Annotated in this window: 9 protein-coding genes; 4 read left to right on the forward strand and 5 right to left on the reverse strand. The window is 60.9% G+C overall.

Annotation, left to right across the window (positions count from 1 at the left end):
- Window positions 1-4: 4 nt before the first annotated feature.
- Window positions 5-1,492, forward strand: a complete 1,488-nt coding sequence (locus AB0P14_RS04900) for a hypothetical protein (RefSeq protein WP_363838573.1) — start codon at window positions 5-7, stop codon at window positions 1,490-1,492.
- A gap of 1,109 nt (window positions 1,493-2,601) precedes the next feature.
- On the opposite strand, the gene AB0P14_RS04905 is transcribed toward AB0P14_RS04900, so the two are convergent.
- The 4 genes from AB0P14_RS04905 to AB0P14_RS04920 form a co-directional block, all read right to left on the reverse strand.
- Complete coding sequence (locus AB0P14_RS04905; protein ID WP_183664415.1) at window positions 2,602-4,605, reverse strand: hypothetical protein; 2,004 nt, start codon at window positions 4,603-4,605, stop codon at window positions 2,602-2,604.
- Between the two features lie 87 nt (window positions 4,606-4,692).
- Window positions 4,693-6,675, reverse strand: a complete 1,983-nt coding sequence (locus tag AB0P14_RS04910) for an ATP-binding protein (RefSeq protein ID WP_183664413.1) — start codon at window positions 6,673-6,675, stop codon at window positions 4,693-4,695.
- A complete protein-coding gene (locus AB0P14_RS04915; RefSeq protein WP_206348524.1) occupies window positions 6,672-7,346 on the reverse strand; it encodes a hypothetical protein in 675 nt (224 codons plus the stop codon). Before AB0P14_RS04915 ends, AB0P14_RS04910 begins: the two co-directional genes overlap by 4 nt.
- Window positions 7,347-7,737: 391 nt before the next feature.
- Window positions 7,738-8,103, reverse strand: a complete 366-nt coding sequence (locus tag AB0P14_RS04920) for a sulfate permease (protein ID WP_183664411.1) — start codon at window positions 8,101-8,103, stop codon at window positions 7,738-7,740.
- A gap of 394 nt (window positions 8,104-8,497) precedes the next feature.
- On the opposite strand from AB0P14_RS04920, the gene AB0P14_RS04925 reads away from it, so the two are divergent.
- Complete coding sequence (locus AB0P14_RS04925) at window positions 8,498-11,437, forward strand: hypothetical protein (protein ID WP_183664409.1); 2,940 nt, start codon at window positions 8,498-8,500, stop codon at window positions 11,435-11,437.
- A 155-nt stretch (window positions 11,438-11,592) separates the two neighbouring features.
- Here the strand turns inward: AB0P14_RS04925 and mobF are convergent, their stop codons facing one another.
- A complete protein-coding gene (mobF, locus tag AB0P14_RS04930) occupies window positions 11,593-15,087 on the reverse strand; it encodes a MobF family relaxase (RefSeq protein WP_221244750.1) in 3,495 nt (1,164 codons plus the stop codon).
- Window positions 15,088-15,455: 368 nt separating this feature from the next.
- On the opposite strand from mobF, the gene AB0P14_RS04935 reads away from it, so the two are divergent.
- Together AB0P14_RS04935 and AB0P14_RS04940 are read left to right on the forward strand one after the other, a co-directional pair.
- Window positions 15,456-17,111 (forward strand): ABC-F family ATP-binding cassette domain-containing protein, encoded by a 1,656-nt coding sequence (locus AB0P14_RS04935; RefSeq protein ID WP_183664403.1) that lies wholly within the window; start codon window positions 15,456-15,458, stop codon window positions 17,109-17,111.
- The gene (locus AB0P14_RS04940; protein ID WP_183664401.1) at window positions 17,108-18,376 is read left to right on the forward strand and encodes an MFS transporter; all 1,269 of its coding nucleotides are present in this window, start codon (window positions 17,108-17,110) and stop codon (window positions 18,374-18,376) included. Before AB0P14_RS04935 ends, AB0P14_RS04940 begins: the two co-directional genes overlap by 4 nt.
- Window positions 18,377-18,625: the final 249 nt, after the last annotated feature.

The following is an 18,625-nucleotide window of genomic DNA, read 5'->3' on the forward strand; positions in this document are numbered from 1 at the left end:
TCCAGTGAGTGACGCAGGGAAGGGCTCAGAGACCCGCTCATCGAACGGCCCTGTGCAGTCACCGGCCAGTACTGCGGAAGCCCACACCCCGAAAGCCCACACCACACAAGTGCGTTATGCACGCATGTTGCGCTGGTACCCGAAAGCGTGGCGCGAGGAAAATGGCGCAGCGTTGCTCGCCACCATGCTCGACTCCGCTGATGCCCAGGGCAGGCTCAAGCCCAGCACAGGGGAGCGTATCTCATCGGTGGCCCACGGCGTGGGAACACGACTCGACGCCAAGCTAGCGATGCGCAGTGGCATAGCTGCAATCGTTGTTGCGCTCGCAGTCGGCGTCGTTTTCACGTGGGGCTTGCAAGTGCTCGACGAAGCCGGATGCAGCTGGTTGCTGCCCGCGTTGAATGCCGGACTCGGCCCGGCTTTGACCATGGTTTCGGTGTGTTCACTTCTCCGCGAACGGGGCGCTGTCACGGGGCCCCGTGCCCTAGGGATTCTCGCACTCGCTATCATCGCCGTAGGGCTCACTGCGGCCACATGGCAGGGCCTCTCACTCGCCTTCGACGCCGCCGATTCCGGAATGGCCGCCCCCTTCCTCAGCCGAATCGTGGGCCCACTATTCCTAGTGGCCTGGGCCACGGGCACAGCGGCAGCCATGCTCCTGCTCGACTCGGTCTACGCCGGACGGGCCATCTGGCGTCGAATGCTCGCCCTTGTTCTCGCCGGGGGATTCGGCGCCTTGTTCGCAGGCGTGCTGCTACTCATGCCGTACATACCCGCCGCGGCGGCGCTGACTGTCACGGTCTTGGCCGTAGCCCAGTCTCAACGCGACACCAAGGTGGCTCCGGCGTCGACCCTTGAGCATCAAGGCGCCCAGAGCGGCCAGGATACCCAAGAAAGTACGACGGCGGCTCCCGGACTCTCCGTGAAGGCGGCGGTCCCGGGCCTGTTGGCATCGCGGATTTTGACTGGCGTTAGCGGAGTAGGTGGGACCGTGGGAGTTGTGTACGCGCTGACGGGGTCCTCGTGGGGTGGGGCCAACGATGGGACACAAGCCATGGGGCAGGGCATCACGATTGGTTTGGTATCGGCGGTGCCACTGCTGGCGGTGCTTGGGTTGCGGTTTGGGCCCTCACTTAAACGCAGTCCGCGGCATATTTGGGGTCCGTTATTACTAGCTGCCTTGGCATGTGGATCGATGGCCGCGGCGTATACCAACGCTCCGTCCTGGGACGGTATGGAGCTGGGAATGCTGACGGCATCCGCGTTTGGTGGTGCGGCTCTGGCCTGGTTCCTGTTCCCGATGCTGCCAGGAACGCCAGCACTGCGAGTGCTGCTGGGGGCCCTGATCGGTGCCATTGTGACGGCGTTCCTGGGCATTATGGTCCTGCCGATGCTGGTGTTTGCGCTTCCGTTGGCTGCTACGGCGCTGGTGATTTGGCCTAGGCGAAAACGTCCAGCAGGCTACCAAGCCATGCCCGCGCAAGCCACGTAGAGTCAGGCAACCAAGGCCCGCCCGCCAGCCCGCCCGCCAGCCCGCCAACCCGCCAGCAGATTCGAGTCGACACATATGGCCCCAAATTTGGGTAAATTCGGGGCCATATGTGTCGACTCGACTAGGGCGATCGAGTCATCTGACGTTTCGAATAGGCTCATCGCAGTATCTGGAGTTTGGAGACCCGAATTGGGGACCGCGGGGATTGTGGCCACTAACCCGAAAGAAGCCACGGACCCGCCCGGGCTGTGCGCACATTTTGGCTGCTAGTCCCGCTAACCGCTAACCGCTAACCGCCAACCCGAACCACCCAACAAAAAACACCCTGATCCGTGGATCAGGGTGTTTCATTTTGTGCCCCTGGCTGGATGACGTTCGAAACTCGTCACGGGCCCTGAAATCGTTGATTTCACGGGCGAGTTCGGAGATACCGATGGTACGCAAGGTAGGTGCACGGACGCCTATTTCGGACCCTCGAGGCCGAGTCATTGAGTCGGTTGGGAAGGTTCAAACCTCTGTCACCCCCGAAGTTGTTGTTCGAATGGTTGGGTTATACGGGGCCGGACTGAGCGCGCGCCAAGTTGGACTTGAGGTGGGCTTGCATCGAGAAGCGGTGATGCGCCATCTTCGAAACTCGGGTGCGCGGATCCGGCGGCAAGGATTGGACGCGGACGCTGTCGATCAAGCTCGGGAACTTTACCTGTCAGGGAAAACTCTTGCTCAGGTAGGGATAGTTCTTGGAGTCGCCCCGGGCACTATCGGCCGGTACCTCCGCAGTCATGGCGTACCATTGCGCCCTCCGTTGATCCCAACTGAAGTTTCCGTTGTCCAGGGGCAACAATGACCTCGAATAAAGCAAGCACTACGCAGGCCGACTTGCGTGAGGGGCGAGCATCGTGGTCACGATCAACCAAGAAGACGAGCATGCCGAGAGGTCCTCACGCACGCAGGTCACGAACCTGCGTGTATTTGTGGGTCGGCGCGAGTACTTATAGCTCCGCAACTTGGCTGCGTGCAAACAACTCACGAACGATGTAATCTCCGGCATGTTATCCCTCGCTGAGGTACGCGAGAAGGGACCAGAAGGAACTTGGCAACCTGGTACTAACCTAGTTGGTCTTCATATCCCTAGGAGTCACACGATTGCCATGGATTACTAGAGTTACTACGTGACGGGGCTGTCCTCCGGAAATGGGAACCTCTTGAACCCAAACCGATTCCTCAAGGGAGGGCGTTCCGTGTACTTGGTCGGTCAAGTCGAGGACCATCTCTAGAGAAACGGCAGGGCCGGTCACGGAATAGGCAGCGGCCTGCCCTCCGTATGCCTTGAGAAGAGCAGCAGGTGAGACATTGGTAAGTTCGCGCTTCACCTCAATCGTGAACTTGTGATTCTGGGCGACTGTGATGTCAGCTCGACCAGCCGCGACATCGTGTTGTTCCATCTCGACGAACCTCCGAAGAGGAGTTGCCTTGAGCCAGGTCGCGACATCGATTTGGAGAAAGCTTTCAGTGAATGGTTTCCCATTTTCGGGCTCGAAAAGATAGTGAACGATTGGGCCGCCATTCATTCGGCCGATGTTGGCGCGGTCAGCAGCGAACTTCAAGATACAGGTCAGCATCTCGGTGAATTCGTCTAGGGCAGTGCCGCCAAGGCCGGGGCACTCCTTTAGCGAGACCATGACACGCTCAAGTAGCTGATCAACTATCGGATCGGACTCTCGAGCCTTGAGGCGTGCTCGCGTCTTGGCCCCTTCGTTCAGCGTGCGAAGAAGATTTGGAGCGCTCTCGCTAGCTGCGACGAGTTCATCGGCGATCGCTGGGTCAAGGTTATCGTTTAGTTCTGCGGCTAAATCGGGCGCAGCCGCCCAGGCTTTTCCCACCACATCACCACTGGGAGCTTCCTTAGACGCCGTGATCGCGGCGAGGAGACGGCGTGCGACTTCGAGTTCGTCGACGGGTAGATCCTCGTCCTCGACCAGCCCATGCAAATGGTTCAGGAGACCATCGCGTCGAAGGAACGCTGCCTCTACTACAGGCTCCAATACAATCCGAAGCCCATCGCCGCCCATTACAGTGATGGATCGGGATGCCCGGTAGGCCGCGAGGACTCTCGTCAAGGTGACGATAGGCGTGTTCCATGAAGGCTCGCGCAACGGATCCATGGCAGCACGTAGGGTTCTAGCGAGTGCGAACCACTCAACTTCTGCTTGGCGACGGGGTGCGGCCCAGCTGCCGAGGTCGCTGCGCGTCGTCATCGCTACTCGGTGGGTGATCGCAGCTGTCAACGTATCTATAGTTTCTGCCTGTTCGCCGTTTGAACTCTCGCCAGTCACAAAGGTGACGGTGAGTTCTAAGACGCACCTGTAGAGAGTGGCGTCTTCTCGGGCTTCTTCCATACTTTCGACGGTTGTGAACTGGTTCCGAGCAGACCTAAGTCCAGCAAGTACGTCTTCAACTGTGCGAGCCTCGAGTGCTGTACGGAGGGTTAACTGAGCGAGTTCGTAGGCTGCATCCGCACGGGTGATGTCATGTTCAAGCAGCACTCGGAGTCTGTCTCCCAGACCCTCATCGTTCCAATAATCGAGAGCAAACCCCATAAGCTTTGGCAGACGTTCCAGAAGATCTTCGGAGTCGCTGGGTTCGACCGTGTTGAGGAATTCCAGAGCTCGGAAGCGAGCAGTAGTGTCGGTGAGCCCGAGCCTGGCCAGGGCTTCGAGATATGCATACGCCTGAAGTCCATTTGTGGCCTTTGCTTCTGTTACGCGACTGTAGAGGGCCAACGCGAGAGGGCGACTCTTCGCTTGGAGAAACAAGGGGCTGTTGAGCGCAACATCTGCGGAGTCAAGGAAAACTAGGTTTGTGAGTGAAGGCAGGACCACGGTGGCTGCTTCGAGGAGTAGGTCCGCGTGGGTATGATCTGCACGCGCGGCAGCTTCTGCGAGGGCAATGAACTCCGGGCCGCACTCAGCCGCGGCTCGGGCGACCGTCTCGGCGTCTTTGAGGTCTGCGGGGTCGACAGAAGCGAGCAGGTCGTCTCCGAATGCCTCGAGCTCTCCGGGGATACTGGCGTCAGGGACTCCGGTCTTGCTTAAGGCTTCGAGCAGGCCAGGCACTGGCAACCTCCTCGCTGGGTTGGTCAAGGCAGTGCTGGAGGCATCTGACAATAAGTCGAGTGGTCGCAGTGGTCAGTTTGAAGGCGGTCACCAGAGCGGCCCTCCATCAAGGCTGGCGTAGATTTGGTCGGCGGCGAGGTGGCCCTGAACTGCGGACGGATCGTCGGAAGCGACGAGGACCTGGAGGGTTGGGAGCTCGCTCTTGAGGGAATCGAGCTCGGTGAGGAGAGTTGTTTCGGCATCGGCCGTGAGCTCGTCGCCGGGAGAGTCGAGGAGAATAAGTCCTGGGTGGCTTCCTACTCCGGAGCGGTGACCGATGCGCAAGAGCGCGGCAATGACGGCCACGCGTAGTCGGACACGTTCGCCGCCGCTGAGATTCTTGAAGGAGTCTTCGACGCCGGCGGTGACAACGCTCATTCCCCCGTTGCGATTGAGCTTCACTGAGTCGAGATTGTCGATTCCGAGCTTGCGTCCGATAGCGAGAATTTCGGAGTCGAGTTCGATGAAGAGTTCGCTAGCTTCCTCGGTCGTGACGTCCTTGAGGATGTCAAGGGTGGCCTCGAGGACACGGATAGTTTCGGAAGACTCGGTAGTGCTTTTCCCCTCAGGGAAGCTTTCCAGGCGACCAGCCAATCGGGATTGTTCGAGTTGAATTCGAAATCGGTCGTTGAACTCGTCGGCCTGACTGGCGGTAGTGAGTTCGGCAGCGAGGGCGGTGACACGATCATGTACCTTCTTTGCGGCTGCGGAGGCAAAGACGGAGCTTTCCTGGGCCGCCTCCTCTGCGGCTGCGAGCGCTTCGAGTGAGTTGGCCGCGTCTTCGTTGTCGTCAGTGCTGTCGTCTTCATGGTGAGCACCGGTGGGGATTTCCTTGGTGCAGACGGCGCACTCGTGGTCGCTGAGTTCGCGTTGAGTGCGTTTGGCCTCGAACTTCTGCTCGCATCGAGGACAGTGAGCTGGGTTGAGTCCCTGGAATAGGAGTTCTGCAAGTTCGGTCTCACGGCTGCGGCTAGCGCGGAGTACCTCTTCTTGTCGCGCCGCTTTAGCTTCGTCGAAGGTGCGGCCAGCGTCTCGGCTTTCTGCGTTAGCGGTGTCAAGATCGCGCTCTGCTTCTCTGAGCTCATTGGCAACGACAGCAAAGGGGCGGCCTGATGCTGACGGGAGGGCATTGAATTTGGTGTCGAGCGCATCGAGTTCAGCTTGGATGGAGGCGCGGTTGCTGGTACGCGCGGCGGCATCTTCGGTAGCTCTTCGGACGATATTCGCTTCGTCCTGGCGTTGTACCCGAACAAGTGTGTTGAGGCGGATGTAGGTGCCCATGAGAGGCACGTTGCAGTACATCTGAAGGATACGGGCAGGGAGGCCTGCGAAGACGGTGTCGCCAAATAGGAGATCGGAGTTCCGCGGAAGGTGTATTCCGCCGTAGTATGCGGGCCAAGTGTTGGTTCGTGGTGCTCCTTGATCACTGCCATTGTGTTTCTGGAAGTGTGTGATGGGGTCGAAACCGAGGAGCGACATCATGGTTTCATCCTGGAAGTTGGCAAACTGCGACTCTGACATGCCTGAGCCAACGATGTTGACGGCAGCGGGGTTTCCTTCTCCTGCAAGATAGGCGCGCAAAGTTGCCGCATCCGTGGCGCGGATAACGTCAGCGACGAAGCCGGATTCGCTTTTGGTCAAGACGACTGCCATTGAGATGCCATTGATGGCGTACTCAAGAGAGATCCGGTCGAACCAGGGTTTAACGTCGCTACGAAGGTCTCTGGGTTTGCCACGCAAGGCCCAGGTGACCAATTCCAGCACGGAAGACTTGCCGCGGAGGTTCTCGCTCGTGATGAGCGCGGTGACGCCGTATGGGAATTCAAATGTCTCATCGAACGGGCCATCCCACTGGGTATTCGTTCGGGTTCCGCTGAATTGGAGTCGGCTGATGTCAATTGAGCGGCTGACGGGCGGCACCGGGACGAGCGAGACGCCTTGCCCGGTGAGAACTTCATCGACTTTTGTGATGGGGAGGTCGGACTTCTCCGCAATCAAGGCCCTCAGTTCGTCTTGGGTAGGGACGCTCATGGCTGCTGTCCTTCTAGGTTGGCTCTGATATCTGCTATCCGGCGGCGAGCTCGGCCGGTGATGCTGGGGATGCGAACGCCGTGTGGGGTCTTGATGTACTCATCAATGAGGTATTGACGATCTTTGAGGGTGGTGGCACCTTGTCCGTCGGCCAGGAGTACTACGAGTGTTGCTCGGGTGGAGTACCAGGCGAGTTCGGGGTATTCCTGGCGGATTTGGGCAGCCAGAGCCTCTCCGGCTTGGGTGAGGTAGTAGTCAGTGCGCGTTATGTTGCCCGGGCGGCCTTTTTTCCGGCGGATAACAAGGTCGGCCTGGCGGAGGATCGAGAGGGCGTCTTCCAGGTCCTCGTACGCGCCGAACAAATAACGGAGCATCGGGTAGCGGCGGAGTTCAGGCTCTTCGCTGTCAAGGATTTCGCCCGCTATTTGGAGGAGTGTGGGGTCCTTATCGCCGTCTTCGTAGTCGTTGAGGAGTTCGTTGGCGAGGTAGTCGGGGTTTCGGACCCAGAAATCGAGTTTCTGGAGTCGGACCTGGGTTCGCACGACTCCGACTGCGGTTGCGAGCGGCGGGTCCGAGGCAGCGAGAGCAGCTCCGTCGATGGGTTCCGCTGCCTTGTCGATGAGCATCAGGATGCGAACTGCGTCCTGCATTCGCGTCGTAGATCTCGTCATCTATTACTCTCTGTTACACACGACGCCGTCGTCGTCAATAGCCTCTACCCAATCAAACCAGACGCCTGCTGCGTAGCGGCCACCGACACGCTAGCAGCGGCATTCGGGCGTGCTGCGGGTTTGGTTGACTCAGGTTTTTGGGCCCGAGTATGACTCTGCCTAGCGTGGCGACCGCAAACTCGATTGGGTTATTGTTCTCCGGCCTCGTAGACACCGCTTTCGGTGATACTTCCGCCCCGATCCAGGCCACGAGTACCTCATCGACGCTGGGCATCTCGACTTGGTCGTCCCTGACTCTGTGGAGCCTGCTGGCGAGGAGCCCTCTAAAAATCCGTTTGCACATCACAAACGCGTAGCGCCGGTCCGGCGGACTGGCGGACCGGCAGGCCAGTTAGTTGCTGACGGGTGCCACTTCCCATGCTGCCGCAGCTCGCTTACTGTGACTGCGGGCGCGTGCTTCTTGGAAGCGGACACGAGCCAGGAGGACGAGGCTGACTGGTCCCATGAGGAGCAACTTGAGGCCGTTCCACAGCAGCAGGAAGAACACCAAGTAGAGCCATTCGCTCCAGCCGTGATCGATGAGGGTGGTGCAGTAGGCGGCGGCGAAGAGGTAGATACCGCCGAGGAGCATCGCGGGGATACCCCATTTCAGGCCGCGTCGGGTGCGGATTTTGTCGAGGAGGATGTTTGTCGGCATCCACCGGCGCAGGAATCTACGGGTGCGGATGCTGGCGTTCCACAGTCGGGTCAGGAGCATGATCTGGGTCTCACTTTCGCACACGGAATATCAGGTGGCCGGCTGGTCCTGTGTGGGTGAGTGCCCGATCCTCTGGGCGGTCTGCGTTGCTGAACCTTTCAGTTCGTCTCGGCGTGTGGTTTGTCCTGCCTACCTCGATTCTACGCGAATAGCGGGGTTCCCGGTAGGGCTGGTCGACCGGGCAACCGGTGTCGAGCTTTGCGGTGTCGTACCTGTCTGCTGGTGGCACCCCCGGTCTGGGGTTGCTGCCGTCTCACAAGGAGGCAACCACCTGGTGTGGTGCAGAAAGAGGTATGGAATGCGATCTCAATCACCCCCGACGCTCCGAGGCCCGGGCGATCTGCCCGAGCGGCCACGAGCACGGTTTAGGCAGCGGCTACGACAGTTCGGGTCATTGCTCGCAGCGACCGCGGTGCTCGTCACCGGAGGCATCATCGCCGCCGGTCCCGCGTCGGCGGCATCACTCGGTCCTGGGTATGGCGATCTGAATACCACCGGCACGGTCGGTGCGTTTATCGCTGAGTCCGATGGCCGGCAGGTCTACTGCATGGATGCGGGAGCACCCGCGCCGTGGAATATGACGACGGGGCCGACTACAGTCACCGAACTGGTCAGTCACACCGGGCAGCAGCTTTCCTCGACGACGTTGGCGAAGCTGAACTATGTGCTCTCCAAATGGGGCGATTCCACGAACCCCGACATCACTGCGGCTGTGCAGATGTATGTGTGGGCAGAAGCTGACCCCGTCACGTACAACTCGCATGGGATGAGCGGTGATTCTTGGTATATCGGCCGCGTTCCTGTGGCAAACCGTGCCACGGTGCTTGGGAACCTCGCGACCATGCGCGCGGAAGCGAACGCGAATCATGCGGTGAACCCATCGGTTGATGTGGCGGTCACGATGGCCGATCAGTACAACGGCACCCTCACCGTCACTGTGTCACCGACCGTCTTGAATGGGAACGTGGTGCTCACGGATGCGACCTTCACCGACGGCACGACCTCGAAAGCGCTAACCACCGGCACGTACCCGATCGTCGGGAAGCCTACCCCTGGCGTTCCGGAGTATCGGGTGTCCGCGTCTGCGTCGTACAGTGCGGCTGGACTCGGGGCGCGGGTGAACTTGTATGAGACGCCCGGGCAACAGCGGCTGCTCGCGAACGGGACTCCGGCCGCGGTGACCGCTACCGCGCAGTCGCCGTGGATCGCACTGGATTTCCAGCCGGTCATCGGCACTCAGGTCGCCTCCAAATATGTCGCCGAGGGTGACAGCTTCGTCGATCTCCTCACCGTCTCCACGGTCGGTACCGGCCACTGGATCGTCATCGACGGGCACCCGGTGGAACTGACCGCAAACGGCACCCTCTATGGGCCGTTCGATGAGCAGCCGGTCGAAGCCGAGACCGCACCAGACGGCGCACCCGTGGTGGGCACCGAGACGCTGCTACTGAATCAGGGGCCGGGCGAATATGCATCGTCAGGGTCCTTGACTGCAGGTGAGTCAGGTTTCTACACCTGGGTGTGGGGCATCGACCAGGCTGCGCAGGGCGAGAACGGGAAGTACATTCGCGGGTCGTTCACCGACTGGTTTGGGCGGGTCGCCGAAACCCATGTGTCCCCGTTCCAACCTGAAGCCGTCTCACAGACCGATGCCAGGCTCGCGCTGCCTGGGGATGCGGTGACGGACACGATCACCGTGTCGTCGACCAACGGAGTCTGGCTGCGCATCGACGGGGAACCCATCCCCGTGATTTTCGACGGCATCGCGTATCAGGTGCCGGGAACCCTGCCGCCGCTTGAGCAGGCCGGAGTGCCCAGCGACGCAACACCGATCGGACACGTGCAGGTCACCGCGACCGGCCCAGGGACATACACGTCGCCTCCGGTGGCGCACCCGAATGCGGGATTTGTGACCTGGGTGTGGGAGATGCGCCTGGCCAGCCAGCCCGATGAGTACCGGGATTACATCGCGGAGGATTGGGCGGATAACTACGGTATTCCGCTGGAATCGACCAGTGTGCGGTGGCCGGTCAGTGTGACGTCGGAGGTGCGGGAGTACAACGTGCACCCGAACGGGCGCGCATTCGACACGATCCAAGTGGCCGGGTTTCCCGACAACCATGGCGACTTCACCGGTGACGGTTACTGGGGCGGCGACCTCGATCTCATCACCCACACCGTCTATGGCCCCTTCGCCACCGACACAGTGCTCACCGATGATCTGATCCTCGACGAGGCTCCGACGTTGACGGCACTGACGACTCCGGCACGAAACGGCATCTACAAGCTCGGCTACACGGACGCGGACCAGATCCGCCCCACGCAGCCTGGCTACTACGTGATCGTCTCGGACTTCGCAGGAGATGACCGGGTGCAGCCGTTCCGGTCCTCACCGGCGGACATCCTCGAACGCTTCTACGTACCCCAGCCTCCCGCACCAAGTGTGGAGGTATCGGTGACGACAAAGGCGACACCGGAAGCGTTCGTTAGCGAACCGATCAGCGACACTGCCATCGTTGCTGGGGATCTACCCGAAGGCGCGTACCTCGTGTTCCGCGCTTACGGCCCCTACCCGGAGCAACCCGCCATAGATGAGGAGCTGGAGCCGTTCTTCATCTCCGAGGAGATCCCCGTCGAGGGGCCTGGCGAGTACGAGTCCGGCACCACGACAGTGGATGCGGCAGGGCTGGTGTTCTGGGTCGAAACCCTGCACGGCCCGGACGGTGAGGTACTCGCGGAAGGGTTCATCGGTGCTCCTGGGGAAACCACCCTCGTTCACGAGCGTCCGACCGATCTCCGAGTGACCACGCGCGCGGTGCCCGAGGCGACACTCGGTGATCCGGCGCATGATGTCGCCATCGTGGAAGGGACCGTCCCGGAAGGCACGGTCCTCGCGTTCCAGGCCTACCTGCAAACCGGCAGTAAGGCAGAGTGTGAGGCGGACACTCTGGTGTTCGACACGCACGATCAGCTGATCACCGTCACTGGTCCCGGCGAATATACCTCTGCGGAGTTGGTGTTCGACCGGGCAGGGACGTACTTCTGGGTCGAGACGCTCTACAGCCCAGACGGTGAGCAGCTGCATCGCGGCGAGTGCGGTGCGGAGGGTGAGACCACGAAGGTGGTCGAGAAGCCCGTCACACCGCCCGGACCACCGTCGCTGGCCGTCACCGGGGCCGGATGGACCTGGGCCGGGATCATCACCGCATTGGTGCTTCTCGCGACCGGTGCAACGCTCTGGTTCGGCCGCCGTCTCGCCCTGTATCGGGAACGCACCGGATATGTCCGCGATGAAGATCTCGTAGCGGATCTCGACGACCTGACGAAGGGATAACTCGCACCCGAAAGGAGATACGGTGGGGCTGCGTCATTGGGTGACGTAGCCCCACCGTCGTCTGTTCACCTGCCGTTGCGGTGTGCGTGCCAGGCGACCGTGTAAACCACGGGACGCAGCTGGCGAAGGCGAGGTGACGAGGCGCGGCTTACGAGTCAGCCGAGGGTGCGTCCGTCCTGCTCGCGGATGATGGACGTACCAGCTGCCTGGTCGGAATTTCCTAGTCCGTAGATGCGTGCGCGGGTGCGTTCATAGTCGATGCGTTGCGCATCATCGACTGGGACTGCCCCGAGAGGACTGGCGGCGATGATGCCCCACCGGTCTCGATATGCGACCACCGCTTCGACCCCGCGCCCCCGCGCCACTGGGTCGGCGACGTCGAGAACGTCGACCCACGGCGCGGAGTGTTCGAGAACCTCTTGGGTGAGTGCATCGAGCCGGTTCTGCATGAGATGTTCCCGTTCTTCAAGGGCCTGCCGCATCACGGGGTCGGTGATGCCAGTGGCCCGTGGGACAAGGCCGACGATCAGCCCGGGAGCCTGCCGCGGTGCGGGCGGGTAGCTCGCGGTGACTTTCTGGATCCGATATCGGAGCAGGGAACCGAGATCATCCACGTCAGTGAGGTTGCCTGCGCGGACCACTCGTGGGAGGAGGGCTTCGATGTTGTGCCCGTCGGCCTCGAGGCGGCGCAGTTCGGTGGTAAGAATCCCGAACGAGTCTGTCTCGACCAGGTCATCAATGACCTCGGATTCCAGACCAGAGGTTTCAAGGAGGGTGACCCAGCGGGATTGTTGGGCTTCCCCAGCGATGGTTTCGTATTCGGCGGCGAGCTGCGCGAGTGAACCCCATGCCTCTTGCTCAGTCGTGATGGTGTCGTGCGCGGACTGTTCGGCACCGACATGTTGGAGGATGCCGTAGAGGATGCTCCGTGCGCTCATCTCCAGATCGTCTCGGTGCTGATGCTCCTCAAGGTGATGCTGATCGGTGGCGACGTAGACGCGGTTGGACTCCCGGCCACGGGTCATCGCGACGTAGAGCGATTCACGGGTTACCTCTGGTGAATGCACGATCGCGTGCGCGGTGTCGACGGTGGAGCCTTGAGCACGGTGGGCAGTGATCGCATACCCGAGCTCAACGTGCTCGGCGACATACGTGGCCGGGAGTGTGATCGTGGTCCGCCATTTCGAGTGCGCCCGCCTCACGGCGAGGGAGCCGTCGTTGCCCGCACGGACAACCTCCCACCGGTCGCCGTTCTTCACCCACCCCCTGCCGAGCGGCAAACGCCTGTCGTTTCGGCGAGTGATGATTAGATCACCACGAGAAGCTTCGTTCCCGTCATGCAACTTCACCCCTTCCAGCGCGACTTCGCCTGCGAGAATACGGTCGGTGCGGGCACGCGTATTCAACTCGGATACCGTGTCGAGGGTCTCCGCGATCAGCACCGACGTTTTCCCCGCAACTTGGTCAGCGAGCCAGGCTTGGTACGCGGCGTCGAGGATGTCCTCATAGGTTCCCGGGGTGACGCGGTCACGCTCGAGGTAGGTGTCGATGACATCAGTGTTTCCGAGACGCAGCTGGAGGGAGGCGTGCTTCTCCCAGTCGTTGCGGAAGCGGCGCACATCCAACAGCTCCGGCGCATCGCCACGATCCCGGACGAGCATCCCGAATGCCCCACCCGCGTCGACCGCGGCCAGCTGAGCCCAATCACCCACCAGCAGTACCTTCGCGCCCACGTCGGCGGCGTGGGCGGTGAGCGTGTCCAACGCGAGGGTCCCCGCGAGGGAGGCTTCATCGATGATCACCAGCTGACCAGTGGTGAGGTTCCAGGTGCCGCGGCGGTGCTCGTGCAACCATTTTGCGGTGTTCTCGGTACTGATGCCGAGGTCCTGGGCGAGTACATCCGCTGCGGCCGCGGACGGAGCCAAGCCGACCACCGACCCGGCACCGTGGTCCTTCTCCCACGCCCTGCGGAGAGCACTCATAGTGGTCGTTTTCCCGGTTCCTGCTGGGCCTACGAGGACGTCGAGCACCCGGCCAGAGACCCCGATCTTCGCAATCGCGCGTTCCTGATCCGCAGACAACACAGGGCCACTACCGCTCTTTGAACGTGCTGCCTGCTCTATCAGGGATAGTGAAACGGTAGGCGCGGAGCGCGTATTCGAGGCGGCGAGGAGCCGGTACTCAGCGGCCAGGACCTGCTCGGAGGAGTACACCGTCGAGGCTTTCGGATGGAACACGCTCGTGCCGTCGCCTCGCTGAAAAACGGGCGGGCTCGACGCAAGCTCTGGCGGCGTCAACCGCAATGATGCTTGCTCGGCCGCATCCACAATGAGCCCGGTGATAGCGTCCCGGTCCGCAGTTGAGGCGTACCGCAGCCCCATCGTCTGCCGCACGGCCTCGGCATGCAGATTCCAGCGCTTCCACGTCGCCCGACGATCACCCACCCGCTCCACCACAGCTTCAGCGACCAGACGGAGGTCATCCAGCGGAATATCGTCGGCCCGTAGCAACGGTTCTCGTACGCTGCCTGCAACCAATGCGGATGCCCACGTCGGCGCGTCCTCGCCCAAAACTCGGGTGGCCCGGTCACGCCAATCCTGGGTCAGCGCACGCAGCGAGTGCGTTTCCTTCGGCGGCCTCGTAGCGAGAGTGGCTTGCTGTCGGAACTGCCACAACAACTTTGCCGACGGCTGACGGCCATGCTTGGCGAGGTATTCCGCGACCAGCCGGTCCTTGACGAGTTCGATGTCTCGGGTGCGGGATGAGAACTCATCCATCAGGTTCTGTGGGACCCCAGCGATCTCCCACGCCGTCGACCTGCCCGCGCCACGCTCACGCGCCTCCCATTCAACGCCAAGTAGTACAGCGAGGTGATCGGTAAGGACGGCGTTGTAGTGCTCCGATAATCCAGTTATCGCCCCGTGAAGAGCTCGAGAGTCCAGTGTGCGCCACTTCCCGTCCCGCACCGTCTGGACACGGTTCGCGACCACTACATGCGTGTGCAGTTGTGGATCGGAGGCGCGGGAATCGTAGTGATCGTAGGCGGTAGCGATCACTCCACGAATCTCGGCCTGTGCGACCGCACCCCGCGGCCCGGCCGCACCAACGCGAGTCGCTGCGACCTCTCGTTCGAGCAGCCCGAGCACGTCTTGGATTGCTGCGTGGTGAGCGCGGGCGATGAGGGTCTGTGTTCCTCCGTCGGCGACTGCCCACAATGTTGAAACTGATTTGGGAACGGAGAAGGTGAGATCGAACCCGGCAACCGGAGCACCTGTCGGCTTCGCCGCTTCCTCAGCCTCGATCAGCACCATTTGAGCTGCGACTTCGTCTGGAGAGAGATTCACCGTAAGGCGATTGAGACGACGCTCGACACGCTCCGTTGCAGTGGCGAACTTCCGGTAGGGACGTCCAAGCTGTTCACCGGTGTTCGGGTCCTGACCGAACCCCATCAACCGACGCAACTGAGTCTCATGCACTTCGCTGCCTGGTTGGACTCCGCCAGGTAGGCCTCCGATGCCGGATCCGATCCATTTGCCCGGTGGTGTTCCGGATTCGAGGTAATACCTCGTTAGGGACGAAGCAGCATCGCGATCACCGTCACCGGTTACGACGGAGTTCAGTAGGTACCGGTACCCAGCACCGGCCGCCATAACTCTGATTGACACCGTCACACACGGAAGGTATGCCGACACATCGACGAGTTCCAGCTGATATTGGTTCGTTCACCTGCGGCCAAAGTGTTTTTTGAATCGCCCACGTATGCAGGAATTGGGTTGTGTCACGTTGATCAAGCCTTGTGGCGACGAAGCACGACGGACGCCCCAACTGGAAGCACGCGATATCGTACGGTACGCTTGACCTTATGCATTTATATTTCCTGTGACGGCTAAGTAGGCCCACCGCGCTCGTTGAGTAGCTCCGAGTAGGCGGCGGCCACTTTTTCTGACCCTTCGGGGTCGCCGTCATTTGCGTGCCCGTTTGCTTTCAAGCTCGTGGTGCGTCGTTTCGAAGGATTCGAATGCTTACCCATACCTATGTACATCCGGCGCGCCATCGCGCGCAACTCACCCTCGCTGATGTGTCTCTCATGCGTGGAGCCACACCTGTCCTCAATCACGTCGATCTCACCGTTACGGCCCAATCACGTATCGCAATTGTTGGCGAAAACGGACGTGGAAAGTCGACTCTCCTTTATGTGCTCGCTGGTGTGCTTTCACCCGATAGCGGAAGTGTCCAGCGCACAGGCACTCTTGGCCTCGCAGAACAGGAAATGACCGCCACTGACAGTCGGACGGTGGGGCAAGCCGTTGCGGAGGCGATGGCAGTGCCTCGCGCTGCCGTCTTGGCGCTTGATGCCGCCGCTAGTGCTCTTGCCGATGACAGAGAAGGAGCTGCAGAGGAATATGCGGCTGCGTTGGAGTTTGCCGGAGCGATCCAGGCTTGGGACGCCGAACGCCGCGTGCAGATCGCCCTCGAAGCGCTCGACGCAGAAACAGACATGACCAGACTGCTTGCTGACCTCTCTGTGGGGCAACGGTATCGGGTGAGGTTGGCGTGTCTCCTTGGCAGTGAGGACGACTTCCTGTTGCTCGACGAGCCCACCAACCATCTCGACCGAAGTGGACTGGAATTCTTGACCGCGCAGCTCCGAGCACGCAGTGGTGGCGTGATTATCGTCAGCCACGATCGAGCCTTGCTGTCTGACATCGCTGAGACCATCATCGATCTCGACCCAGCACCCGATAATCGTCCACGCATCTACGGCAGCGGGTATGCCGGCTATCAGGAGGGGCGTCTGAGCGAAAGAGAACGTTGGGAACAGGATTACGAGCGTCAGCAGGCGGAGCATACACGGCTGCAAGAAAGTCTCAGCGCCGCGCAAAACAGACTCATCTCTGGGTGGCGACCTGAGAAGGGAACCAACAAGCACGGCCGAGCCACGCGAGCAGGTGGACACGTTCAGAACGTGCATCGTCGACGGGAAGCGCTCGAAGCACACCCGGTGACAGTGCCTGAGCCACCGCAGCTGTTCCGATTCCCCGACCTTCCAACTCGAACCGGAGCTGCTCTCCTTAGCGTCGATAACGTTAGTGTGGCCGGTCGGTTGGCAACGTCGGTGTCGTTTACGCTGTCGCACCGTGGCCGACTCGTTGTCACTGGCCCGAACGGGGCAGGAAAATCGACGCTGCTTCGTGTGGTCAGCGGCGAGCTTGTGCAGGACACGGGAACCATTCAGAGGCCGGGCAGCACCCGCATAGGGTTTCTGCATCAAGAATCCGCACTACCTTTGGACCGGCGGGCGAGCGAAGTCTATGCCGCGCATATCGGTGCACTCGTCTCTGCAGGAGTGCTGTTGCAATCGGAAGTGGTCAGCCTCTCGCAGCTTGGCCTCTTGCGGCCCCGCGAAACCGGCAAGCGTGTGGGCGAACTGTCGATGGGTCAACAGCGCCGTCTCGACCTCGCGCTCGTGCTCTCGAAACGCCCTCATCTGCTGCTCCTGGACGAACCCACCAACCACCTCTCCTTCACTCTTGTCGACGAACTCACCATTGCGCTCGGGGCAACTCAAGCCGCTGTTGTGTTGTCAAGTCATGACCGGCAACTCCTACGCGATGTCGCCAGCTGGCCACAACTTCAGCTGACCGCCAGGGCCGAAGGCGACGTGCTGGCATGATCGCAAAGAATCCTATTCGTATACGCGCCCTTCGCCCGTTGGCTTCCCGGGACTATCGTCTGTTGTTCGGCGCAGTTGGAATTCAGGTCTTCGGCACCGGTATGTGGACGATCGTTATGGTTTTTCAAGTGCTTGCACTTGACGACAGTCCGCTTGCGCTCTCGGCAGTGGCAACAGGGATGAGTCTTGGTCTGTTTGCCTTCGCGATCTTGGGGGGCGTGGTCGCCGACAGGTTCTCCAAGCGGCACATCATTATCATCGTGCAGGGGTGCACCGCCGCTGTGATGACGGCGGCGGCAGTTTTGTCGTTCAGCGGGGCTATCGAGTTGTGGCATGTCGGCGCTGCATCTTTTGCGATGGGTGCTGGGAGCGCATTCTTCTATCCGGCCTACAGTGCATATTTGCCCCAGGTGCTTCCGCCAGAAGAACTACTTGCCGCGAATGGGCTCGAAGGTGCTCTTCGTCCGTCGATGGGGCAGGGTCTCGGGCCTGCACTGGGAGGAATGGTCGTCGGTCTGTTCTTCCCTGCCGTCGGGGCAGCCGTTGTCGCGGCATCGTATGTGGTCGCTTTCGTCATCACTTTGTTCCTGAGTCGACGTCAGGAAGTGACCAAGCCCGTGCTACCGGTGGAACGTCCCAGCGTCTGGGGAGACCTCCGGGCGGGAGTGAAGTATGTGATGGACACGCGCTGGCTCCTCTGGACGCTGATCTTCGGGTGCTCGCTCGCACTCATCATTCAAGGCCCCATCGAAGTACTCCTACCTTTCCTCACCCGTGCGCGGTTCGAGGACGCCGAAGCCACTTTCGGTTTCCTTCTAGCCGCATACGGCATCGGCGGGGCGATCGGCTCGTTGGTGGTCTCGTCTCTGAGACTCCCTCGTCGCTATCTAACATTCATGATCGTATGTTGGGGCGGTGGCACACTTCCGCTCGTGGTGATCGGCATTGCCGATAATTTGATTCTGATGCTGACAGCGTTGTTCATTGTGGGAGCGCTTACTGGAGCGGGCGTAGTCATCTGGGGAACGCTATTACAACGATTGGTGCCGCTCGACATGATCGGCCGAGTCGCCAGTCTCGACTTCTTCGTGTCAATCGCGTTCATGCCCATCTCGATCGCCATCGCAGGGCCACTTTCACTGCTAGTACCTATCCCGGTGATCTTCGTGATCGCGGGGACCATCCCACCATCCTTGGCTCTAATCGCGATGCTGGCTGGACGCATGCGTGAAAGCGAGAAGAAGTACCTCCTGGACGTTCCTTAGACGACATGATTTCAAAGTCGGCGCAGGCCGTCTTTTTCGAACCACCATCGACTCGAAACAAGACGGCCTGCACTGCCATCACATTGAACGCACGAATTTTATGAGGTTGTTCTTCGTGCACGCAGAATCGAATGTGCTGATGAGTGGGGCCGGTGGTGTGCAACACGTGGACGTTGTAGATTCCGCTACTTTCAGCTCCAACGCTTGCGCGGCTACGCAGCACCGAGATTTGCTGTGACAGAAGGTCAG

Source organism: Specibacter sp. NPDC078709, assembly GCF_040686795.1.
GTDB lineage: Bacteria > Actinomycetota > Actinomycetes > Actinomycetales > Micrococcaceae > Specibacter.

Coding starts and splice junctions, on each gene's coding strand:
- AB0P14_RS04910 (WP_183664413.1), bottom strand. CDS start 6,675: ATGAGCGTCCCTACCCAAGACGAACTGAGGGCCTTGATTGCGGAGAAG.
- AB0P14_RS04915 (WP_206348524.1), bottom strand. CDS start 7,346: ATGACGAGATCTACGACGCGAATGCAGGACGCAGTTCGCATCCTGATG.
- AB0P14_RS04920 (WP_183664411.1), bottom strand. CDS start 8,103: ATGCTCCTGACCCGACTGTGGAACGCCAGCATCCGCACCCGTAGATTC.
- mobF (WP_221244750.1), bottom strand. CDS start 15,087: ATGGCGGCCGGTGCTGGGTACCGGTACCTACTGAACTCCGTCGTAACC.
- AB0P14_RS04935 (WP_183664403.1), top strand. CDS start 15,456: ATGCTTACCCATACCTATGTACATCCGGCGCGCCATCGCGCGCAACTC.
- AB0P14_RS04940 (WP_183664401.1), top strand. CDS start 17,108: ATGATCGCAAAGAATCCTATTCGTATACGCGCCCTTCGCCCGTTGGCT.